23 protein-coding genes, 2 other RNA genes and 2 riboswitches are annotated in these 21,265 nt (G+C 35.0%); of the genes, 5 read left to right on the forward strand and 20 right to left on the reverse strand.

All coding sequences use genetic code 11. The features are described 5' to 3' along the window. On the forward strand, positions 1 to 906 hold the full coding sequence (locus tag CQZ94_RS01145) for a DMT family transporter (RefSeq protein WP_142395717.1): 906 nt from the start codon (positions 1 to 3) through the stop codon (positions 904 to 906). Between the two features lie 2 nt (positions 907 to 908). On the opposite strand, the gene CQZ94_RS01150 is transcribed toward CQZ94_RS01145, so the two are convergent. Next, entirely contained in the window at positions 909 to 1,169 is a 261-nt protein-coding gene (locus CQZ94_RS01150; RefSeq protein WP_105583959.1) for a DUF6123 family protein, read from the reverse strand. 182 nt (positions 1,170 to 1,351) lie between these two features. On the opposite strand from CQZ94_RS01150, the gene CQZ94_RS01155 reads away from it, so the two are divergent. Further along, positions 1,352 to 1,912 (forward strand): isochorismatase family protein, encoded by a 561-nt coding sequence (locus CQZ94_RS01155; protein ID WP_105583960.1) that lies wholly within the window; start codon positions 1,352 to 1,354, stop codon positions 1,910 to 1,912. A 42-nt stretch (positions 1,913 to 1,954) separates the two neighbouring features. Here the strand turns inward: CQZ94_RS01155 and CQZ94_RS01160 are convergent, their stop codons facing one another. The 7 genes from CQZ94_RS01160 to CQZ94_RS01190 all read right to left on the reverse strand — a co-directional run bounded on the left by CQZ94_RS01160 (position 1,955) and on the right by CQZ94_RS01190 (position 7,594). Then, a complete protein-coding gene (locus CQZ94_RS01160) occupies positions 1,955 to 2,803 on the reverse strand; it encodes a GNAT family N-acetyltransferase (RefSeq protein ID WP_105583961.1) in 849 nt (282 codons plus the stop codon). Between the two features lie 85 nt (positions 2,804 to 2,888). Then, a complete protein-coding gene (locus CQZ94_RS01165) occupies positions 2,889 to 3,029 on the reverse strand; it encodes an FbpB family small basic protein (protein ID WP_105583962.1) in 141 nt (46 codons plus the stop codon). Between the two features lie 182 nt (positions 3,030 to 3,211). Further along, complete coding sequence (locus CQZ94_RS01170; RefSeq protein WP_105583963.1) at positions 3,212 to 4,078, reverse strand: 5'-3' exonuclease; 867 nt, start codon at positions 4,076 to 4,078, stop codon at positions 3,212 to 3,214. Positions 4,079 to 4,210: 132 nt separating this feature from the next. Then, positions 4,211 to 4,936, reverse strand: a complete 726-nt coding sequence (locus CQZ94_RS01175; RefSeq protein ID WP_105583964.1) for a P-type ATPase actuator domain-containing protein — start codon at positions 4,934 to 4,936, stop codon at positions 4,211 to 4,213. A gap of 354 nt (positions 4,937 to 5,290) precedes the next feature. Continuing rightward, positions 5,291 to 5,456: riboswitch (M-box (ykoK) riboswitch) on the reverse strand. 204 nt (positions 5,457 to 5,660) lie between these two features. Next, complete coding sequence (locus CQZ94_RS01180) at positions 5,661 to 6,047, reverse strand: DUF350 domain-containing protein (protein WP_002117799.1); 387 nt, start codon at positions 6,045 to 6,047, stop codon at positions 5,661 to 5,663. Further along, positions 6,044 to 7,279, reverse strand: a complete 1,236-nt coding sequence (locus tag CQZ94_RS01185; RefSeq protein ID WP_105583965.1) for a glutathionylspermidine synthase family protein — start codon at positions 7,277 to 7,279, stop codon at positions 6,044 to 6,046. Before CQZ94_RS01185 ends, CQZ94_RS01180 begins: the two co-directional genes overlap by 4 nt. Positions 7,280 to 7,282: 3 nt before the next feature. Then, positions 7,283 to 7,594 carry a hypothetical protein gene (locus tag CQZ94_RS01190; protein ID WP_105583966.1) on the reverse strand — a complete coding sequence of 104 codons (312 nt, stop codon included), beginning with the start codon at positions 7,592 to 7,594 and terminating at the stop codon, positions 7,283 to 7,285. 83 nt (positions 7,595 to 7,677) lie between these two features. Here CQZ94_RS01190 and CQZ94_RS01195 point away from each other — a divergent pair, with 83 nt between their 5' ends. Beyond that, on the forward strand, positions 7,678 to 8,127 hold the full coding sequence (locus CQZ94_RS01195) for a hypothetical protein (protein ID WP_002158539.1): 450 nt from the start codon (positions 7,678 to 7,680) through the stop codon (positions 8,125 to 8,127). Positions 8,128 to 8,182: 55 nt separating this feature from the next. Here the strand turns inward: CQZ94_RS01195 and ssrS (CQZ94_RS01200) are convergent. The 5 genes from ssrS (CQZ94_RS01200) to CQZ94_RS01220 all read right to left on the reverse strand — a co-directional run bounded on the left by ssrS (CQZ94_RS01200) (position 8,183) and on the right by CQZ94_RS01220 (position 10,284). Beyond that, positions 8,183 to 8,366, reverse strand: a non-coding RNA gene (ssrS, locus tag CQZ94_RS01200) — 6S RNA. A gap of 21 nt (positions 8,367 to 8,387) precedes the next feature. After that, positions 8,388 to 8,570, reverse strand: a non-coding RNA gene (ssrS, locus tag CQZ94_RS01205) — 6S RNA. Positions 8,571 to 8,686: 116 nt separating this feature from the next. Beyond that, positions 8,687 to 9,520 carry a sulfurtransferase gene (locus CQZ94_RS01210; RefSeq protein ID WP_105583967.1) on the reverse strand — a complete coding sequence of 278 codons (834 nt, stop codon included), beginning with the start codon at positions 9,518 to 9,520 and terminating at the stop codon, positions 8,687 to 8,689. 2 nt (positions 9,521 to 9,522) lie between these two features. Then, positions 9,523 to 9,795: a YpbS family protein gene (locus CQZ94_RS01215; protein WP_105583968.1), complete on the reverse strand. Its 273-nt coding sequence runs from the start codon at positions 9,793 to 9,795 to the stop codon at positions 9,523 to 9,525. Positions 9,796 to 9,822: 27 nt separating this feature from the next. Then, positions 9,823 to 10,284, reverse strand: a complete 462-nt coding sequence (locus CQZ94_RS01220; protein ID WP_105583969.1) for a GNAT family N-acetyltransferase — start codon at positions 10,282 to 10,284, stop codon at positions 9,823 to 9,825. 71 nt (positions 10,285 to 10,355) lie between these two features. Between CQZ94_RS01220 and CQZ94_RS01225 the strand changes: the two genes are divergently transcribed. After that, positions 10,356 to 10,610 (forward strand): DUF3931 domain-containing protein, encoded by a 255-nt coding sequence (locus CQZ94_RS01225; RefSeq protein WP_000369740.1) that lies wholly within the window; start codon positions 10,356 to 10,358, stop codon positions 10,608 to 10,610. A gap of 3 nt (positions 10,611 to 10,613) precedes the next feature. On the opposite strand, the gene CQZ94_RS01230 is transcribed toward CQZ94_RS01225, so the two are convergent. Continuing rightward, the gene (locus CQZ94_RS01230) at positions 10,614 to 14,273 is read right to left on the reverse strand and encodes a dynamin family protein (RefSeq protein WP_105583970.1); all 3,660 of its coding nucleotides are present in this window, start codon (positions 14,271 to 14,273) and stop codon (positions 10,614 to 10,616) included. Between the two features lie 218 nt (positions 14,274 to 14,491). Next, positions 14,492 to 14,749: a hypothetical protein gene (locus CQZ94_RS01235; RefSeq protein WP_002149265.1), complete on the reverse strand. Its 258-nt coding sequence runs from the start codon at positions 14,747 to 14,749 to the stop codon at positions 14,492 to 14,494. A 100-nt stretch (positions 14,750 to 14,849) separates the two neighbouring features. Between CQZ94_RS01235 and CQZ94_RS01240 the strand changes: the two genes are divergently transcribed. Beyond that, the gene (locus CQZ94_RS01240) at positions 14,850 to 16,013 is read left to right on the forward strand and encodes a DUF418 domain-containing protein (RefSeq protein WP_105583972.1); all 1,164 of its coding nucleotides are present in this window, start codon (positions 14,850 to 14,852) and stop codon (positions 16,011 to 16,013) included. 15 nt (positions 16,014 to 16,028) lie between these two features. Here the strand turns inward: CQZ94_RS01240 and pbuX are convergent, their stop codons facing one another. The 5 genes from pbuX to ypwA all read right to left on the reverse strand — a co-directional run bounded on the left by pbuX (position 16,029) and on the right by ypwA (position 21,217). After that, a complete protein-coding gene (gene pbuX / locus CQZ94_RS01245; protein WP_105583973.1) occupies positions 16,029 to 17,345 on the reverse strand; it encodes a xanthine permease PbuX in 1,317 nt (438 codons plus the stop codon). 2 nt (positions 17,346 to 17,347) lie between these two features. Next, positions 17,348 to 17,941: a xanthine phosphoribosyltransferase gene (locus tag CQZ94_RS01250; RefSeq protein WP_105583974.1), complete on the reverse strand. Its 594-nt coding sequence runs from the start codon at positions 17,939 to 17,941 to the stop codon at positions 17,348 to 17,350. 107 nt (positions 17,942 to 18,048) lie between these two features. Continuing rightward, a riboswitch (purine riboswitch) is annotated at positions 18,049 to 18,150 on the reverse strand. Positions 18,151 to 18,270: 120 nt separating this feature from the next. Next, positions 18,271 to 19,017 carry a type I methionyl aminopeptidase gene (locus CQZ94_RS01255; protein WP_105583975.1) on the reverse strand — a complete coding sequence of 249 codons (747 nt, stop codon included), beginning with the start codon at positions 19,015 to 19,017 and terminating at the stop codon, positions 18,271 to 18,273. Positions 19,018 to 19,177: 160 nt separating this feature from the next. Beyond that, positions 19,178 to 19,651: a GNAT family N-acetyltransferase gene (locus tag CQZ94_RS01260; RefSeq protein ID WP_105583976.1), complete on the reverse strand. Its 474-nt coding sequence runs from the start codon at positions 19,649 to 19,651 to the stop codon at positions 19,178 to 19,180. A 48-nt stretch (positions 19,652 to 19,699) separates the two neighbouring features. Further along, complete coding sequence (ypwA, locus tag CQZ94_RS01265; RefSeq protein WP_105583977.1) at positions 19,700 to 21,217, reverse strand: carboxypeptidase; 1,518 nt, start codon at positions 21,215 to 21,217, stop codon at positions 19,700 to 19,702. Positions 21,218 to 21,265 lie beyond the last annotated feature (48 nt).

Consider the following 21,265-nt stretch of genomic DNA (forward strand, 5'->3'; position numbering starts at 1 on the left):
GTGAAAAAAGGGTGGATTGCTCCTCTCGCATTATTATTCGTCTCTTTTATTTGGGGAGCTACGTTTGTTGTCGTTCAAAATGCTATGTCTTTTATTGGACCATTTACTTTTAATGCTATTCGCTTTTTATTCGCTGGAATTATTTTATTATTCGTTCAAATGATTTTCTCACAAAAAACTTCAAAACAAGATATAAAACAGAGTAGTCTCGCTGGATTGATTGTTGGATTCTTTTTATGTATTGGCTATTTATTACAAACATTCGGCTTACTTTATACAACCTCTTCAAAAGCTGGTTTCTTAACAGGGCTTAGTATCATTATGGTCCCAATCTTGTCTTTTATCTTTTTAAAACAGCGAGCTACAATTTTCATTGCACTTGGTATTACTGTAGCAACAGCAGGTTTATATTTATTAACAGCTGGTGATTATTTTCAATTAAACATTGGAGATATACTCGTTCTCGGTTGCGCTGTCGCTTTCGCTGCCCATATTCTTATTAACGGTTTCTTTTCTAAGAAAATATCACCTTTATTACTAAGCACTTCTCAAGTATTAGCTGTCGGTATATTTTCTTCTATTTGCGCTTTTTTGTTTGAAGATTGGGGAAAATTACTTTCAGTATCACTATGGACAAATCATTCCTTTTTATTCGCTCTATTTCTAACTTCCCTGTTTGCGACATCAATTGCCTTTTTCATTCAAACATCTGCACAAAAACACACTTCTCCAACGAGAGTAGCCATTATTTTCGCAATGGAGCCTGTTTTTGCAGCATTAACAGGCGTTCTAGTAGCAAATGAACAGCTTTCTATTTCTGCTGTTATTGGATGTCTATGTATTTTCCTAGGTATGATTTTTGTTGAATTACCTTCAAAAACAAAAAAAGAAGCGCGGGCTGCGTGAAGTTACGCTTGTAACTTCCGCATAAAAGCCTTAGCGCTTTTTTTATCTGTAATTTCTTCTTCTTTCAATCGTTCTAATAACGCAACAAAATAACTGCCATCAAACTGTAACTGATGTTTAATCGTCGCTTCTATTGCTGCGTTCACAATTCCATCAGATGCACCAGTATATCCTTGTCCAAACATAATAAACCCGTGTGCTTCCTCTGATAATTTAAATCCTTTCGTATGTAAGAATGAAAGATAATCTTCTACTGTTTGCATGATATTCCCACCTACTCAAAAATTCTCCACTTCCTATCATACATGTTTTTATACTCTATGAGAATGAAATTTCTTTGACAACTTTGTAAATCGCTCGTCTACTTCACTAATGATAGAGGATTCTCATACACTATTACGGAATATATAAAGTGAAAATTATTCTGTATTAAAGGGGAGAAACAATGAAACAAGCTCTATTAATTATTGATGCTCAACAAGAACTAATTGATGGAAATGAACAAGAAAATGAAGTTTTCCGTAAAACCGAGCTATTAGCTACACTAAATATCGCTGTACAGCAAGCAATTGATTCAAATGCCCTTATTGTTTTCGTAAGAGATACTGATGTTGCTTCTGGTAAAGGGGAAGGATTTGAAGTACATAAGCAAATTAACATCCCTCAATCTGCAATCCTTATTAATAAAGCCGCAACAAATTCATTCTATGGTACTTCTTTACTTGAACTTTTAAAAGAAGAGAAGATTAATCATCTCGTTATAGGTGGATGTAAAACAGAACATTGCATTGACACCGCTGTTAGAACAGCTACTGTACAAGGTTTTGATGTTACATTAATTAAAAATGGCCATTCAACAACTGATTCTAACGTATTGTCTGCGCAGCAAATTATCTCTCACCATAATAAAACTTTACATGGTCATTATAACGTTGATCATTTTTCTATGGTGAGAGATATCGAGGAAGATCTCTTTCAACCGACTCATGACCAATATCGTGATTAAATTAACTATAAAAAAGAATCCTTTTCACGAAAGGATTCTTTTTTATCCAAAAATTTGTGCCGCAATACTATAGAGCCCATTATTCCTTTTTAATAATTGATCACTATTTTTCATCATTATTGGCGGTTTATTAACCTTTTGAAAACCAGTAATCTCTAATTCTTGCATGAAATCTTTCTTTCCTTCTGGTACATCAATTCTTAATTTTCCATTATGCCCTTTTGCTAAAGAATGTACAATTTCCATTGCCATTGTGTCATTTTTAGCAACGACTGGTCCTATTATTTTATTTTCTGGCGTTTGTATACTCATTCCATAGCCTAATATATTTTGTTTTGTATCCCTTATAAGGATACATTGTTCACTTTGCATAATTCTGCGCTTTAAAAACCCTTTTCGACTTGTCCCAAATGCATCTTCATCTATTTTTATTATTTTTTCTAAATCACACTCTTCATAATTCAAGATATACTCTTCATTTCCTACACATTTATAATTCGCATTATACGAGTTGCATATGTATTTAGAAACATAGCTCACAACCCTAAATCCTAATTTTTCATATAAAGGCTTCCCCTCATCCGTAGCAATAAGCATAATTGGAGTTTGAGATGATACAATCTTCATACATGAATCCGTTATCGCCTTTCCAATCCCTCTCCCTTTATAATCTGGATGTACAATCACCATTCCGATAGACGCTAATGTCTCCCCATATAATATAATTGCTGCACTAGCGATTACTTCTCCCTTTTCATTCCGCATGCCATATACGATACCTGAACTTAAAATGGTGTTGATTTCCCCTAAACTATAATCCCAGCCTATCCTTTCCGATAGACTAATAAGACATGATATATTATTTTCTCCAAGCCTCTCTACTACATTCACACAGTAGCTCCCCCTTCTTTGTCCCTTCTCACTACACTATAACACCCCTTCACTTTGTGAAGGGGTGTTATAAATCAATCTTCATTCAATTATTAGAACCACTATATGCTACATGTCGTTTCTCAATTCGTTCTTCTATCTCTTTCATATTCTCTTTATTACTTAATAATGATTGTTTATTTTCAATTAATAATTGTTTAAAGGATTTTCTCACTTTTTTTCGCATTTTCATTTTCCTCCTTGGGGGATGGTTTATATAAAAGATAAGGAATTATCTGCGTGTTCTTATAATAATTGATTGTTGTGAAATCTATTTGAACTTCATATGAAAATCCCGTTTATTTTCTGACAACTTTGTGAACAAAAAAGAAAGGCCGATTAAAAATATTTAATCGACCTTTCTACTTCTTACAACATATTTATTAATATTTCAGGTCTTCCCCAATTCATTTCTTCACAAACGAATCTAAGTTTTTCTTCATCCATTGTGTGTAACCCTTCTTCTAATGAACATGAGATTGGAACTTCACAGTGAATTTGTGCTAATTGTAATGAAATATTTAAGTTCTCTAAATCACTTTCAATCTTTGTGCGCTGCGCTTTTGTTAATGATGCTATATTTTCTAGTACAGCCGATACTGTGCCATATTCTTGAATAAGCTTATACGCTGTTTTTTCACCAATACCTTTTACACCCGGATAATTATCACTTGTATCTCCCATGAAAGCTTTCGCATGCACGATTTGCCAAGGTTCTACACCTTTCTCTTCCATGATTTTTTCCGGTGTGTAATACTCGTAATTTCCAATTCCTTTACGAAGAAGCATAACTGTAACATTCGTATCAACAAGTTGAAGTAAATCTGTATCACCTGTCAAAATATAAACTTCCGCTTCATTGCAATATTGTTTTGCAAGCGTACCGATACAATCATCCGCTTCATAACCTTTCATACCGATTACAGGCATAGATAATTTCGCAGTTATTTCTTGCACTAAATCAAATTGCGGAATTAATTCTTCCGGCGGTGCTGCACGATTTGCTTTATAATTCGAGAAAGATTCCGTTCTAAATGTCGTACTTCCCATATCCCAGCACGTTACAATGTGCGTTGGTTCGATTGCTTGTTTTGCTGTTAATAAATGCTTCATATAACCATGAATCCCATTCGTCGGGGTACCATCTTGTCGTTTCATAAATTGTCCATATACACTTGTTGCGTAAAAAGCACGAAATAATAGTGCCATACCATCAACTAACAATACTTTTTTCATAATTCCTCTCCTACTAACAAAAAATAATAACCTCACGTTATCACGTAAGGTTATATATAGATTACCATTCTACGTTTTTGTTCAACTTTGTCTATTATACATTGTTTTTGTATATTTAGCATCATTAACACATTAAGACATTCTACCGCAACAAGTATGAAGTATTCCTGAATACGTATTTTTACCTGTCGAAACAACTACAGCCTTTGCATTTCCGCCAACAATATACGTACCTTTGAAACATACATTTTCAAGTTCAAGTGGATTATAGTCTTTCATCCGTTTTAATGGAATAAATCGTTTACGTTCAAGATGGTAGCAACTTTCAAATTTCTCAATACTAGCATCGTTTCCTGTCAGCATAGATTCATTTACTAATAAACCATTTGCATAAATAATACGTACATCTGCTGGCACTGTATCGCCCTCTGAAAGAAAAATCATATCTCCAGGTACAAGCTCTTGTACTGGTAATTTCATCATTTTCAGTTCACTGTTTAACCCTGTTACGCTACAACCAGCTACTCTAGAAACAGTAACTGTTTCACATTGTAATTCATCACGCACATTTTGTTTTGAAAGACCTGGGATCATTCCACTTAGCTTCATCATTACTTCCGCAATACGCACTCTTTTTGAAGTTAATTCATTTCGGCCATATACTTGAATACGCTGTTGTGCCTCTTTCATAGATAGTCCGTCTCTTGTTGTTTTAAAATACGCAAATACAGATTTTACATCTCTTGTTGCGATTTCAATTAATAGATCTTTATTTTTTTGAAGCATTGTTTGTTCTTTCATTGCTTTTTTACTTAATTTATACGGAGTGTTACCCACACTTTTATTTACATATAACATATTATCGTCTCCTCCTTTACAACATAGGAAGAAACGCTTTGTTTCTCAATTTATCCACTTCACCGTGAAAGTGTCTAGCGCTTAAATACTCGAATAAACGCTACATTATGATAAATATAGAGGGAGGAACAAGTCGTTTCCTGCCTACATCATATATTTTTGATTTGAAGTATATGGGTAACGGAACCGAGTCAGAATTTGACATGCTCCTCACCTCCTCTTTAATTTTTTAGTTATAATCTATACTATGAAATTACTCATAGCTTGCTAACAAAAAAGACCCTTACTCATAAGAGAGCAAAGGTCATTGCATACACAAATAAGCGATTCCTAATATAATACAATTAGAAATCTACGGACCTCTCCCTCGCCGAGTTTTAGCACTGTATAGCATAGGTTCATTACCAGCTACGTTAAGAAAAACCTTAATTCGATCATTCCTGTTGACCCATTGGCGTCTCTCGACATTTTTGGGCAGTAGCATTTCTCTATACAGGAGCCTCACCTAACAGAGACTTATTTTAATTACATAGAAAATGTTACTCTTATTTAAAATAGATGTCAACACTTTGTATGGAAACTTTTCCTTATTACAAAAACTATCTCGAGTTTAGTACACTAATACGCATCCTGCTCAGCGTTCGGCTACATAAATTAATTGAACACATATTGAGAAAAAATTAGCACATGAAAAATAAAACCCTTACGTTAAAATGTAAGGGTTTTAATATGTTACACAACCAGCAATTACAATTCCGATGGAAAGTGATAAAAACATAAGGAAAAGACCAACTGCTTGATTATCTTCTTCAAGGCTTTTATTAATATTAAAACGTGGTGTAAGCCATTCCGCTAAATAAAAGACAATAATTTGAGCTAATATCCCAACAGCTCCCCATGAAACCATATCAAGAATTGAAATAGAATTAGCAGCCGTTGAATATAAAACGATAGCAAGACCAAGTAGTCTTCCTCCAAGTACATAGCTTACCGCTTTATTCCCTTGAGCCATTAACTTAAATTCCTTAACTTTCGTTGTCACTTCCATAAGAAAAAGACCGATACACAAAAGTGCAAGTGATACTGCTAAATATAGTAAAAAATTAATCATTTATTTTCCTCCTTCTTAATACCTACCGGTAAATAATATGATTCATTTCCCGTAATTTTTTCTCCAGCACGTATACCGATGCTGCTCGCTTTTCCAGCAATTAAAAACGCCCCAAACACGTACGACAGCTTCTCAATTCCTTTTTCAGTCTCCAAAAATAAAACTGGAAGCTCTGTATATTTCTGGAATATAGGAGGTGACGATTTATACGTTTCATGTGCATTTCGAATCATAACGTTTGTATCCTTATCACGAATCGTAATCGTGTCACCTTCTCTACCGAACGAAGGTTTTTGAACGAAAGGACTTTTCCCCAAAAATAAATCTGGCTCTAAATATGTAGGAAGCATATATTCTTTAATCCACTTTTGTTCCTCACTTGTGTAAAAAGCACCTTCTTCTGCTAATCCCCAAATAAGACATTGAATTGATTTTGGCTGAAGTAAAAAGGACGACAAAGGATTTATAATAAAAAGCTTTCCTTCTTTTACAAGTTGCAAGAGTTCCACTCCCACCAAATCCCCCGTTTCGGGATCTTGATCTTCAATCAAGTCTTCAATTGGATATGTTTGGCGATACAAAATATCAATTGGTACACCATCTCTATCTACTAAAGCATCGGCTGTAATTCTAAGTTCTGTCATTGGCATCACTTTATTTTCAACATGACATAGTTGGCTCAAATACATAGTCGTATTCCAATCTTCTATATGTTCATGATGAGCTGTGAAAACAACATTTGGATCTTCCATTCCTTTTGCAAACTCCATTACGGCTTTTGTAATACCAGAAGAAAGTAAGCGCTCTTGATTTGCATTTGGATCATCATAGTCAAGTTCTTCACAAACTTTTCCATTCATTTGAAAGCATTCCACAATAAAAGTTGGCGTGTCACTATTAAACTCAAGCATTTTAATACGATTATCATCTGTTAAAGCAAAATCAAATCGTGAAATAACAGATTCAGGATACATTCCTTTCAGTCTAATAAAAGGCAAGCTTGCAGTTGGAAAACCGAGTTCAAGAAGCTGTTCATTAGATAAATTCCGAAGAAGTCTAGCAGTCTTAAAAAATATTTTCCCCATTCGTACAGTTGCTAATTGCAATTGTTTCATCGTTTGCTCTGTTATTGGGAAAACTTGAAACAAACTATACTCACATTCATATAAATCCGACCAGAAGTGCGGATAATTCGAATAAAATTCTTTTCGTTTCTTTATGTATTGCGACATATTTTAACCTCCAAATCCACCTTTTGAACCGCTTCCAATTCCACCTTTAAATTCGGCCGAAGATTGATAAGTTTTAAACTCTGATGAATTTTTGAAGGTGGATTTATTTTGATAGTATTTACCACCATAAAAGTAATGTCCACGATAACCTGAACTACTATCATCACACTGCCAAACACCAAGTTCATCATCCCAATCCCAATCAGAACAACTAGTATCATTCGGTTCGGGGGGAATATCTTGCGCACAGCCAAATAAAGTGCCCGTCATTAAAGATGTCAGGACACCACCTACTAGCCATTTCGTTTTTGTCACCTTTGCACTCCCCTTTTCAAATTATATTTCTATTATATAAGATGTCATGATAAAGTAGAAGAAAAAGGAAGAAGAGGGATAAAATGCGATTGGAATACCGGCTCAATGATGAAACTAACGGGTATCCGGCTTTATGGAACTACGCAAATATTTCTAATTCTGAAATTGTCGCGCGCATGACTTGTGAATATTTTATAAAAGATGGAAATACATATGTCGTTACTGCAACTTCAGTAGATCCAGACGGGACAGCAGTGTTATATATACAAAAAGAAGTTTTTTTCAACGATCCTTCAGATCCTACATACTCGCACATAGGTTTTGAAATTAGAGAACTAAAGGAAGCAAGCTCAATTATGATAGAAAGTAAAGATGTGTGGAATTACGAGGACATCTTACCCTCTCTCCATTCAGATATTATATATATTCAACGGGATGGAATACATTTGGAATTCACCCTAGATTCAAGAGAAATTGATGAAGACCGCAAGTGCTATATTTATTATGGGAACTTTACAGGTAAATCGAGATAACATGAGCATATTTATTCAACAAAAAAACCTTACGTATAAAACGTAAGGTTTTTTATATAGTCCCACATATGCCGTTATCTATAGATGTCCATAAACCTGCTCTCACAGGTGGATGTTCTCACAAATGTTTGTAACTTCCTTCTTAAAAAGATGGCCTGCTATCTACATCTAAATATTGAACTTCCATATTATACTTATTGGTTTAAGACATACACAAGCTACGTACACCGTAGGAATTTTATATACTGTTAGTTGAAATAAGACCCCCGCAAATGCCGTCCCTCGTAAATGTCCAAAAACCCGCTACTCGCAGGTGGATGCCCTCACAGTTACCGTATATCTTCCTCCACAAAGAAGGCTTGATAATGGTCACTAAATATTGAGCTTCCGTAAAACTAACATCGGTTTTAGACATAAATAAGTTACGCACACCGCAGGATGTATTATTTACTTGTCGTTATATTATCACATTGTTTCCAATGTGTAAAATATAATATTTTTGAAGCAATCTCTTGCTTGTGACCTTATTTTAATACAAATTATTTTTGCATGCAAGTGATTAATCTTCTTCTTTTGCAATTTGATTTTCTGGATAAGAAATCCAATCACTCCAGCTACCTGTATACAATTTAACATTTTGAAAACCAGCTAATTTTAATGCAACTATGTTCGGACACGCTGTAACACCAGAACCACAATATACGATTGTTTCCTTCTCTTTATCAAGATTTTGGAAACGCCCTTGCTGTTCCTCTTCGTTTTTAAAGTGTCCCGATTCTAAAATTCCATCTTTCCAAAAATAGTTTACTGCCGTCGGAATATGCCCTGCCTTCGAATCAACGAGTTCTTCCGCACCAGCATAACGTTTTGGTTCCCTAGAATCAATTAATGTCATATGTGCATCTGCACCAATTTTCCCTCTCACATCTTCCATCGTTACAAGCATATTTTCTTGTATTTCCGGTATAAAAGGTTTTCGTGCAATAGCTGGGATATTCGACGTTGTTTGTAATCCATTCTCTTTCCAAGCTGGAAATCCACCGTCTAATATATACACTTTCTCATGTCCTACATAGTTTAATAACCACCATAAACGAGAAGCCATTGCACCAGCTTGACTATCATACGCAATTACTGTCGTATGTTCATCAATTCCAGCTTGTGAAAGCTTGTCTGCAAACTGCTCTATACTTGGTAATGGATGGCGACCACCATGTTCTATTACAGAACTTGATAAATCTAAATTTAAATCAAAATATAACGCATGAGGAATATGTTCTTCCTCATACTTCTCTTTACCCCAATTTGGATTCGCTAAATCAAAACGACAATCGACTATACGGACATGTTCATCTTCTAAATGCTCACGCAACCATTCGACTGTAACAATCATCCTTAACGCCCTTCTTTCTCGTGCACGCGACCTACATACTCCATAACCATATCTGTTGTAACAAGTTTACGCTGCGGCGCAACGCCGCGTTTTGCAAGGTCATTAATTTGCTGTGTTACCATATTAATTGCATCAACTGAGAAATGTTTTCCATTTGATGCAAGTGCGATCGTAGCCTCAATCGCTGCTTCGCGTTGCGCATCTAATTGTAAAAATATTTTTACAATCTCATTTTGTTTACGAGAATGTGCTGTAATTGCTTTATGTACTTCCATCTTCTCTTCCCCCTAAATAATTTATACTTATTTGTTTAATTCCATTGCAAGCCGAATCATATCACGACATACAATTCCATTTTCAATAATCTCTTCTTCATAATGCTTCGAAAAGTAATCAAAATCAATAGAAAAAATCCGAAATCCACATTTTTGATATAACGCAAGTTGTGAAACACTAGAATTACCTGTACCAACTTCAAGCTTGTACATATTATATTCTTTAGCTGTTTCTATTGCATGCAACAATAACTTCTTACCAATACCTTTTCCTTGCATATGTTCTACAATCGCAATATTCATAATTTCCATCGTCTTTGGTCTTGTTTCCAAAAGCACATAGACACCGATAACTCTTTCTTCTTGTTTAGCTACATACATAAGTCCTCTTTGTACATATGCATTAATTTGACTTTCACTTGGATCAGCAAGAAGCAATAAAGATTTCGGTATAGCTTCTTTTGAAATCCGCTCTATTACAACAGACATAAAAATTCCTCCTTCTCTATTGTTCTAAACCCCCCTTGTCTACCATAGATAATAGAAAGGAGGGATTCACCATGGACAACAATGAGAAAAAATGCAACGTCATCTCTATTGATGGAAAGAAAAAGAAGAGCGACACATATTCCTATCCAAAATTAGTAGTAGAAAACAAAACGTATGAGTTCTCTTCATTCGTCTTATGCGGTGAAACACCAGACGGCAGACGCTTAGTTCTTACCCATATGATTTCTACTGATGAGTTTGCAGGGTTTGTAAAATCTTTAGATACTGTACTACAAAAGAAAATTGAACGAATCTTTTTTTCATAACAGCTATTTAATATAAATTTCTTTTTCAATTTCTACTAACTGCTTTTGTAGCTCTTCTTTACTTTGTTCGTATAGTGATACATCAATTGTTTCAGCTAAAGCGAATAATATACTTTCATAATAATTCTCAACATCTTGCTGCATCACTTTTTGGAATAGGTTCCATTTTGCATCCCACTCTTGCTTATAATGATGAACGAATAAATCTTCTTCATCAACTACATAGTTTGATACGAAAGGTTCTAACACTCCTTTAGCGTCTTCTTGCATAAAAGCTTTATCATTTTTTTCAAAAAAGCTTTTCTCATTTTTAAAATGTGCTAGTGCCTTTTTAAAATCTTTTATTTCTATTGAAGGAAACGGCTCTTTATGTGTAATAACTTTATATTCATAATCCACTGTTCCACCCATAGAAATCGATTCATTTTCCACTTTGCAATTCACAACAATTTCATCCTTTGCACACTTCATCGCTTCATCTATCCATTTTTCAAGACGTAATGATGTCGCACGCATTTCTTGTAATAAATCATGTTGAATAAATGAAACTAATTCCATTACACATTGTTGCAACTGCATTTTCACATTTCCATCTGTTCGTAACGAAGCCGGATTAATAAATTCAGTAAACACATCGTTATAGCGTAAAAATAGACGTTGGTGTACATAATAAAGCAATTCTTTCACTTCATTTTGCATTGCTTGCTCTTCAGCAAGCACACTATATGATGAAATAATATGAAGTAGCTGATCACGCTCTGCTTCATATTTTTTTGTTTGCTTCTCTTTCTCATCATTTCCCTGCTTCGCGCCATTTATCATATTTACAAGAAGCTGATTCGCTCCTTGCAATGCACCATATAAAGCATGCACAGATACAAGCATTAAATCCCTCATCATAAAGGACGTAAATGATTCTTCAAACTTAGCAATCCCAGAGTTTTGTAAAATACCATACTTTTCTTTATCAATACTTTTCCCTTGTTTTTCTTCGAGTGCACATAAACTTGAAATTGCAAATAAGCGTGGATTTCTAATACCATATTGTAAAAGCTGATCCGCAATATAACCTTTTACCATTTCAAGCTCTTCTTCAGATTGAGCTAAATCGGCTGCATTAATTAAGAAGAACATTTTATCAAGCGCAAACGTATCTTTTACACGACCGAGCTGAATTAAAAATTCACGATCTGCACGAGAGAAAACATGGTTATAGTATGTTACGAATAAAATAGCATCCGCATTCTTTATATATTGGAATGCAACATCAGTGTGACGAGCATTAATAGAATCAGCCCCTGGTGTATCCACAAGAGCTACCCCTTGCCTTGTTAAAGCACAATCATAATAAAGCTCCATATACTCAACAAAACATGATTTTTCTTCATTTGCTACATAATCAGAGAACTCCTCTAACGTAACTTGTACTTGTTCACCTAAATGAGCAGCAACTGCCCCATACCCTTTTTGTACCGCTCGTAAAAAGCTAAATGTTGTTTTTTGCTTCCCGCTTGGTGAAGGATATTTCATAATTTTATCAATTTGTGTTAGCGCTTCTTCCAACGTAGCAATTTCATAGTGAAACATTTTATAAACGGCTTTCATATCTTCAAATAGTGCTTGCTCTGACTTAAACTGCACAATTACCGTTCCATGTGGTTTGTCTTCTGTAACTGGCAAAATTTGATTTATTGTTGCTGTCGTTGGATTTGGTGATACAGGAAGTACCTTTTCACCAAGTAATGCATTGGCAAATGATGATTTACCTGCACTAAAAGCTCCAAATAATGCTACTGTAAATTGCTTCGTTTCCACGCGCTTTCTTTTACTAACTACTTCTTGCTGTAAATGTTTAAGTGTAGGCAATGGATCTAATATCGTTTCAGCTTTCTTCACTTTTTCTAATATACGCTGAATATTTAAAGCTTTCGTTCCTTTAATCTCTTCTTCACTAGCCGCTACGTTATCATTTACAATTTCTTGCTCTTGTAGTGTAAACTTCTCACTAACAACTTGTTTTTCACTTTGTAATATTTCGTCTATTCGCAATCCATCTGGCGTAGAAACACGATCATACCAAACATCTTGTAAATAGCCCTCATATTCCTCATACGTCTTAATGTATTGTAATTTCGTTTCTTTCGCTGTTTGTAACATCGTATATTTTTCAATTTCCTCTTCAATACGGGCAACTTCTATCTTCACTTTTTTCTGCAATGCATCCGTACTTTTTTCAAAAATTTGCTGAGATTTCATAAAGTATCTTTTCTTCAACTCATTTGCAACGTCAGCAGTATACAGAAGTAAGTAATCACCAGTAAATCCAGCCCCTTGTTTAATTGTTTCAGCCAACACTTCCGGTCCGAAAGCAATCTCTAACGCATATATGTCTTTCCCTATTTCTTCTGTAAATAACCCTTCTTCTTTTAAGAAGGCTACAATAAATTCTTTCACATGAAAATCAAGTTGCGTTTCAACAGTCTTTTGAAGAGCAGAATAAAAAGCATCTACACGTCTTTGCTTTTCTTGCTCTGTCTTTCCTTTCGCAAATAACAAACCAACTTTAAACTTCGTTAATTTCGTTTCTAAATACCCGTTTGCCAATGCTCTCATTTCAAATGGCATTAAATACGCGTTATCTAATATAGCTTGTAAACCTTTTATAAACTCATTTCTCACATCGGATTCTTTACTAGCCGCGCGATTTTTATTTTCAGTTAACTCTTCTTTCTTTTCGACTATCTCTGAAAGGGAAAGCAGTGATGTCAATTCTTCTTCATATTTCATGAGATATTTTTCATTTTCAGAAAGTATGAACGAGCAATGTTCTTGCAGTAAATATTCTGTTTCTCGCTCCATTCCATTTCTTACATACTGCTCTTTTTCTTTCATAATTGAAGAAATTAATACTTCTAATCTTTGAATTTCATTGTACGGATGATTCATCATTCGTAACGATGTATAAAAAATACCATCTACTTCTATATCCCAGTTAGAAAAAGACTGTTTTACACTATCTCTATACTCTTCAAACGATAGTTCATTTTCTTTATGTTTATCTATTTGGTTTACAACAAGATAAACCGTTTTATTACGTTGTTTCAATTCTTTAACAAATTGTAAGTTAACCTCTGATTGGACATGGTTATAATCCATCATATAGAAAATAACATCTGCTAGATGCAGTGTTGATTCTGTCGCTAATTGGTGGGCATCATCCGTAGAATCAATTCCGGGCGTATCAACTAACATAACCCCATCAGGAATTGGCGCATCATTTCGATAAATATGAACACCAATTACTTCATCACCGTCTTTACATATTTGTTTTAATTCTTCTGCTGAATATGCGCCGTCATATTCATACTGTTCTCCAGACTTAATCGTTACAACAACGCGATCAGATCCTCTTTCAATTTTAACGACGTTAGCACTCGTTGGAATCGGACTTGTCGGTAATAATTGCGCTTTATATAGGTGATTCATCATTGTCGATTTCCCCGCAGAAAAATGACCACAAAAAGCTAGCATAAGCTGCTCTTGTTTATATTTTTGAATCACTTCAAACAACTTCAAACTATTCTCTACATCGCCGTTTTTTTGCCACTCTTCATAAAAACAAACAAGTTTTTTCATACCGTTTGTCTGTACTATGTTTGTCATCCCCTTGTTCCCCTTTATCCAAGATGTATATACTTTATCCCGCTATTTTTGGGCAGTAAAAACCCGTTTCGTGCGGGCTAATAATCAGTGAGGGATAGACCTCCCCGCTGATTAAAGTTTCACTTTATTATCATACTAAATTTTCAGCATATTCACATCAAAAATAAAAAATCCCTTTCATTCTTTTTACAAATGAAAGGGATTTTATGTAATATTATTCATTTTGTTGTTCCTACTCCATTTAATACATACTTTGTAACACCAACATATATAGCAATCGTTCCTGCAACAAGTGCATACACCATATTAACACACCAACCTTTTTTGATAATGATTATCACTTTTGAATACATTTTATCATTAAAGAGAATCATTATCAACAATTTTCTAAAAAAGAAAGCTCCTTCGGGAAAAGGAGCTTTACTGCCTGTTTTAAAGAAGTTTAAAACTTGCTGTGCACTCTTATTATATCTCATAATACACATCTTAACAGTTTTAAAAATTGGAAATAACCTATATACCCTCCCCTTTACATTTTGTATAATAAAAGGGAATTACTTAACAAGGAGGAAAATAATGACACAAAATCTCACGCAAGGCGAGAGGATACACTCTATCGATATTATTAGAGGAATAGCTGTACTTGGTATTTTTCTTGTTAACTGGCCAGTTATTGCCGGAGTTGACTCAAGTGAAATTTCAGGGATTTACGAAGGAGTAGACAGCTACATCCGCCTATTTTACGATATGTTTATTCAAACGAAATTTTATACTATTTTTTCGTTTTTATTCGGATTAGGTTTTTATATCTTTATGAATCGTGCTGAGGCGAAAACAGATCGTCCAAAAACTTTGTTTGTTCGCCGTCTTCTCATTTTATTATTATTTGGTTTCTTGCATTACGTTCTTTTATGGGATGGAGACATCTTACATACTTATGCAATCACTGGGTTTTTCTTATTTCTATTTTACAAGAGAGAGCCACGTACTATTTTAATATGGTCAATTGTACTATTAAGTTTCATGCAATTGTTCACATTATTAGGTTCTCTTCTAATGGCACTAGTGCCGTTAAATGAATTAGACCTTTCCTCAGCAATTATACCGTTAGAAAACTGGGGCTTACAAATCGAAGACAGATTCCATTCATTCTATTCGGAAGCAATAGGAAACAGTTTCATTATGCTTCCTGAAACACTAGGGTTGTTTTTACTCGGATTATACGCTGGTAAAAAAGATATTTTCCGTCGTGCAAAAGAATTAGATCCAAAACTAAAAAAATGGCAAATTATTATTTTCATTTTAACATTGCCAATGTGGTTTATTATGATTCACTTCTTTATTAACAACCAACCTTATACACCATTTACCCTTATGGGCATTACGATGATAAGCGGAAAAACATTATTCATCTTTTACATTTTTACACTGATGCGCTTATTACAAAAAGAAAGATGGCAAAAATTATTACGCCCATTCCAATATGTCGGACGAATGGCGTTAACAAATTATATCACGCATACGATTGTTACGTTACTTGTATTCGGTCTATTTTTCAAAAATTATTATCCCGCTCCATTATGGGTCGGGCCACTATTTTGCATCGGTTTCTACACGTTACAAATCTTCATTAGCCGCTGGTGGCTTTCTCGTTATCAATACGGGCCACTTGAATATATATGGCGCCTCGGTACGTACGGTAAGATGATGCCACTTAAAAAGAAAAGCAAGGTCTCATAATGAGACCTTGCTTTTTTATGCTTCTCTTACTGCACTTTGCATCGGAACTGGCTCTTCTTTTACTTTACGCTGCGGCACCATGTTAAATACAATATTTAAAAGTACGGCTGATGCACTTCCAAGTACAATTCCGTTATCTGTTAAAATACGAATGTTTTCCGGAAGCTGTGAGAATAACGTTGGAACGACTGTAACACCAAGTCCGATTCCGACAGAACATGCAACGATTAATAAATTCTCTTGTTTTCCAAAATCAACACTGCTTAACATTTTAATGCCATACGCCATTACCATGCCGAACATTGCTAACATCGCACCGCCAAGTACTGATTTCGGAATAATTGTTGTAATGGCTGCAATTTTAGGAATAAATCCAAGAGCGATTAACATACCACCGCAAGTATAAATAATAACGCGATTTCTCACTCCAGTTAATTGAATAAGACCTACGTTTTGAGAGTACGTTGTATATGGAAATGCGTTAAAAATACCGCCTAAAATCATTGCTAACCCTTCTGCGCGATAGCCTTTTGTTAATTCTTTTTCACCGATCTTTTTATTGCAAATATCAGATAATGCAAAATATACACCTGTTGCTTCCACAATCCCTACGCAAGCAACGAGAATCATCGTAATAATTGGCGTTAATTCAAATGTTGGTGTACCGAAGTAAAATGGCTGAATGCCGTGGAACCAGTCTGCCTCTCCAACCGCTTGCAAGCTTACTTTCCCCATAAATGCTGCAACGATTGTACCGAACAAAAGACCAAGTAATATAGAGATTGAACGGATAAATCCGTCAAAGAAACGATACATAATAATGATAAATAATAAAACACCAAATGCTAATGCTAAGTTTTCAAGACTTCCAAAGTCTTTACTTCCTACTCCCCCAGCCATATCATTAATTGCTGCTGGAACAAGTGTAACCCCAATTACTGTAACGACAGATCCTGTTACAACAGGAGGAAACAGTTTTACAAGTTTCCCAAATAATTTCGCGAAAATAACAACAAATAATCCCGCAGCAATAATTGCTCCATATATAGAGGACACGCCGTATTGTTTACCAATTGCAATCATCGGTCCAACCGCTGTAAATGTACAACCAAGTACAACCGGAAGCCCAATACCGAAAAAGCGATTTGATAATGCTTGTAAAATCGTTGCAACGCCGCACATTAATAAATCAATGGATACTAAATACGTTAATTCTTGTTGATTTAAACCAAGTCCCCCGCCGACAATAAGTGGAACAATAATTGCGCCAGCGTACATTGCAAGCATGTGCTGAATGCCGAGCGATGCGATTTTAAATGGGTGCTGCTTCATTGTTAGTTCACCTCCGCAGTTTCTTGCTGTACAAATGTAACTGTGCCGTTATCAAGTGATGCAATTTCTGCTAGTGATTCAACACGAACGCCCTGTTCACGCAGCTTCTTTCCTCCATCTTGAAATGCTTTTTCAATAACAATGCCAATTCCAGCAATACTTGCCCCGGCTTGCTCTACTAAGCTCATTAAACCTAAAGCAGCCTGACCGTTTGCTAAAAAGTCATCAATAATTAGTACATGATCATTTTCATCAATATGATTTCGAGATAATGAGATCTCGTTCGTTTCTTGTTTTGTAAATGAGTATACTTTCGCAACATACATATTATCTTGTAACGTTAACGATTTACGCTTTCTTGCAAAAACTACTTTTACACCAAGCTCTAAAGCAGCCATAACTGCTGGCGCAATGCCTGAAGATTCAATCGTCACGATTTTTGTAATGTTCTCTTCTTTAAAACGCTTAGCAAATTCTTTTCCGATTTCTTGCATAAGTACTGGATCAATTTGATGATTTAAAAATGCATCTACCTTTAATACATCACCAGATAAAACCTTTCCTTCGTTCAAAATCTTTTCTTGTAATACTTTCATGTTTGTTCCTCCTCTTATGCAAATAAAAAACTCCAAAAGCCGCCACCACTCGTTACAAGTGAGAGACGTGCTTTTGGAGTTTCGCAAAAAAGAATGCTAAACAAGCAAATATATTCGTCCTCACTCATAGTCAAAGTATTTACGGTACTTCGGTAGAAACTTGCAGGCCATATCCCCGCGATTATATGAGTGTAGCTAACTTATTTATTTATTTATAGAAGGATTATAACGCACTTTTTTCACTTTGAAAAGCATTTATCGTAAAAACACGTACAAATTTTATGAAAACACCATTTTCGTTCGAGTTTTTCAAACTCTTACATTTCATATTACAACGTCGTTAATATGATAGGCCCATCCTTCGTAATCGCAATTGTATGCTCATATTGTGCAGATAATTTCCCATCCATCGTCCTTGCAGTCCATCCGTTTAAATCTACTTTAGAATATCGCATACCGGCATTTATAATAGGTTCAATTGTAATTACCATTCCTTCTTGTAATTCTGGCCCTTGCCTTGGCTTACCAAAATGAAAAATTGCTGGTTCCTCATGAATTTCTTTACCAATTCCGTGTCCCGTAAAGTCTCTTGCAACAGAAAACCCTTCAGAAGCTACATAACTTTCAATTGCGTATCCAATATCTCCAACATGATTACCACTTATCGCTTGCTCAATCCCTTTATATAAAGCACTCTCTGCTACTAACAATAACCTTTTTGCTTCATCAGAAATATCTCCAACTATATACGTCCATGCAGAATCCGAGAGTGCACCATTTAAGTTTACTACCATGTCAATTGTCACAATATCTCCTTCACTTAAAGGAACATCTGTTGGAAACCCATGACACATTTCATTGTTCACAGATGCACATATTGCGTACGGATAATCGTTATACCCTTTCTGTTCGGACCTGGCACCATGCTCTTCTAAATATGCTTCAACAAACGTATCAATTTCTTGTGTAGTGATACCTGGTTTCATCATTTTTGCGATTTCTCTATGACAAGAAGCTAGTAACTTCCCCGATTCATGCATCAAATCTATTTCATTTTTCGTTTTAATTGTAATCATACTACCTCTACCTCTCCTTACTAAACTTGCTATTTGCTACTAAACTTCAATCATACACATCCTCTTCCAAAATTTCAAAACTTCTAACTACATCAAGTACAAAAACAAACATCATTTATTTCAACATCAAAATAAAAAAACAGAAGCCCCTTTCTGTTTCTTAATCATTTTTACATATATAGTTCATTTTCAAAAACTCAAAACAACTGCCATTCGTTTTTTGAATAAACGTTCCAACTGCTTCGAATCCTGCTTTTTTATATACTTCGATTGCCCTTTCATTAAATGCCGCTACCGATAATGTTATATAGTCACAGTTATATTTTTCTTTACTAAAATCTAATCCAGCTTTTACGAACTGTAAACCTAATCCATTGCCTGTTATATCAGGTCTCATTCCAAGTCCTATATCAACCGTTTGATTATTTATTTTACAAAAACTAAAGAAGCCAATTATAATATCGTTTTCTTTCACGACAAATGTAGTATTTCCTCTCATATGAGCATTTAAAAAGTCCACTAAATCTTCTTGATCTGCCTCTATATCATAAAAAGAATACTCCCCTTCATAATGCCAGTTGTATGCAATTTCTTCCGCTTCCGCTTGCGACATTACTATAAACATATAGCCCATTTCTCTCACTCCCTCATAAAAAAGAGCTGCAATTAAGCAGCTCCTGTTTTATAACTCATAAATCTCTTTATATTTAGCTTCCAAATAATCAGCTAAGTAGTTTGCATTTAAACCTTCACCTGTCACATCTTTTAAAATTTCAAGTGGTTTTTTCGTTTTGCCATATTGGTGAATATTCTCTGTTAACCATTCACGAATTGGTGTCACGTTTCCTTCTTCTAATAATGCATCAAAGTTCGGAATATCCTTTAGCATCCTATGTTTAAATTGCGCTGCATACATATAACCAAGCGCATAAGATGGGAAATATCCAAATGAACCACCAGCCCAGTGAACGTCTTGTAATACACCTTGTGCATCATTCTCTGGACGAATACCTAAATAAGTTTCCATCTTATCATTCCATGCCGCTGGTAAGTCCTTTACTTGCAATGTGCCATCAAATAATTCTTTCTCCAGCTCATAGCGAACCATAACATGAAGCGGATATGTAAGTTCATCTGCTTCTATACGGATAAAGGATGGTTTTGACTCATTAATCGCATCATAAAACTCGTCTACTGATACGCCATCAAATTGATCGTCACTATATCGCTTTAACAAATCATAGTTTTTCTTCCAAAACGACTTATTACGGCCAATGAAGTTTTCAAAGAATAACGATTGTGACTCGTGAATTCCCATTGATGTTCCACTGCAAAGCGGTGTTCCTTCTAGTTCCTCTGCAACATTTTGCTCATATACAGCATGACCACATTCATGAATCGTGCCGAAAACAGCCATACGGAAGTCTTTCTCATCGTAACGAGTCGTAATACGAACATCCCCTCTATTTAATGTAATTTCAAAAGGATGTACCGTTTCATCAAGACGACCCGCTTCAAAGTTATAGTTCAATTGTTTTAATAACTCTAAAGTAAAATTCTTTTGTTTTTCTTTTGAAAAATGTTCGGATAAAGCATTTGTTTTTAATTCTTTTTTAGACTCAGAAATTTCTTTCACAAGCGGGACGATACGTTCACGTAGTTGACCAAATACATGATCTAACACTTCTACTGTGATTCCCGGCTCATACATGTCTAATAGCGTGTTATATTTGTACGTTTCGTAACCCCAATATGTAATAAACTTCTTTTTGAATTCAACAATTTTTTCTAAATACGGACGGAACATTTCGAAGTCAGATTTTTCGCGTGCTTCTTCCCATACACTTTCCGCTTTCGCTTCTAATTTCACATACGCTTCATATTCCGCTTGTGGAATTTTCTTATTTCTATCATATTCTTTACGACACTCTTCAACCATTTTCTTTGTCGTTTCAGAAAGTTTATTTTCAACAATTAAAGATTCTAGTTCAGTTAAATAGTTCCCCATCTCATCTGAAGTCGACATCGCAAACACTTCGGATGAAAGCATTCCAATTACTTCTGAACGCTGGTCTACTCCTTGCTTTGGTGCACCTGTTCTTAAATCCCAAAACATTAAGCTTAATGCTTCTCCATAATTCTCTATCTTCTTCACATATGCTAAAAATTGTTTTTCTACTTCATATGTAGCAACTGTCATAGTATAAAAAACCTCCTTTTTCTACCTCAACCTTATTTCGAGATTAAA

It is taken from the genome of Bacillus sp. MYb209 (assembly GCF_002975175.1).
Lineage (GTDB): Bacteria > Bacillota > Bacilli > Bacillales > Bacillaceae_G > Bacillus_A.

Bases quoted from the DNA above. Each gene is read 5' to 3' on its own strand.
- CQZ94_RS01150 (WP_105583959.1), bottom strand. From the start codon at position 1,169: ATGCAAACAGTAGAAGATTATCTTTCATTCTTACATACGAAAGGATTT.
- CQZ94_RS01195 (WP_002158539.1), top strand. From the start codon at position 7,678: ATGCGATTGGAATACCGGCTCAATGATGAAACTAACGGGTATCCGGCT.
- CQZ94_RS01240 (WP_105583972.1), top strand. From the start codon at position 14,850: ATGACACAAAATCTCACGCAAGGCGAGAGGATACACTCTATCGATATT.
- CQZ94_RS01210 (WP_105583967.1), bottom strand. From the start codon at position 9,520: ATGATTGTTACAGTCGAATGGTTGCGTGAGCATTTAGAAGATGAACAT.
- CQZ94_RS01255 (WP_105583975.1), bottom strand. From the start codon at position 19,017: ATGATTACAATTAAAACGAAAAATGAAATAGATTTGATGCATGAATCG.
- CQZ94_RS01220 (WP_105583969.1), bottom strand. From the start codon at position 10,284: ATGTCTGTTGTAATAGAGCGGATTTCAAAAGAAGCTATACCGAAATCT.
- pbuX (WP_105583973.1), bottom strand. From the start codon at position 17,345: ATGAAGCAGCACCCATTTAAAATCGCATCGCTCGGCATTCAGCACATG.
- CQZ94_RS01165 (WP_105583962.1), bottom strand. From the start codon at position 3,029: ATGCGAAAAAAAGTGAGAAAATCCTTTAAACAATTATTAATTGAAAAT.
- CQZ94_RS01230 (WP_105583970.1), bottom strand. From the start codon at position 14,273: ATGACAAACATAGTACAGACAAACGGTATGAAAAAACTTGTTTGTTTT.
- CQZ94_RS01235 (WP_002149265.1), bottom strand. From the start codon at position 14,749: ATGAGATATAATAAGAGTGCACAGCAAGTTTTAAACTTCTTTAAAACA.
- CQZ94_RS01260 (WP_105583976.1), bottom strand. From the start codon at position 19,651: ATGGGCTATATGTTTATAGTAATGTCGCAAGCGGAAGCGGAAGAAATT.
- CQZ94_RS01155 (WP_105583960.1), top strand. From the start codon at position 1,352: ATGAAACAAGCTCTATTAATTATTGATGCTCAACAAGAACTAATTGAT.
- ypwA (WP_105583977.1), bottom strand. From the start codon at position 21,217: ATGACAGTTGCTACATATGAAGTAGAAAAACAATTTTTAGCATATGTG.
- CQZ94_RS01250 (WP_105583974.1), bottom strand. From the start codon at position 17,941: ATGAAAGTATTACAAGAAAAGATTTTGAACGAAGGAAAGGTTTTATCT.
- CQZ94_RS01175 (WP_105583964.1), bottom strand. From the start codon at position 4,936: ATGTTATATGTAAATAAAAGTGTGGGTAACACTCCGTATAAATTAAGT.
- CQZ94_RS01225 (WP_000369740.1), top strand. From the start codon at position 10,356: ATGGACAACAATGAGAAAAAATGCAACGTCATCTCTATTGATGGAAAG.
- CQZ94_RS01180 (WP_002117799.1), bottom strand. From the start codon at position 6,047: ATGATTAATTTTTTACTATATTTAGCAGTATCACTTGCACTTTTGTGT.
- CQZ94_RS01215 (WP_105583968.1), bottom strand. From the start codon at position 9,795: ATGGAAGTACATAAAGCAATTACAGCACATTCTCGTAAACAAAATGAG.
- CQZ94_RS01170 (WP_105583963.1), bottom strand. From the start codon at position 4,078: ATGAAAAAAGTATTGTTAGTTGATGGTATGGCACTATTATTTCGTGCT.
- CQZ94_RS01185 (WP_105583965.1), bottom strand. From the start codon at position 7,279: ATGTCGCAATACATAAAGAAACGAAAAGAATTTTATTCGAATTATCCG.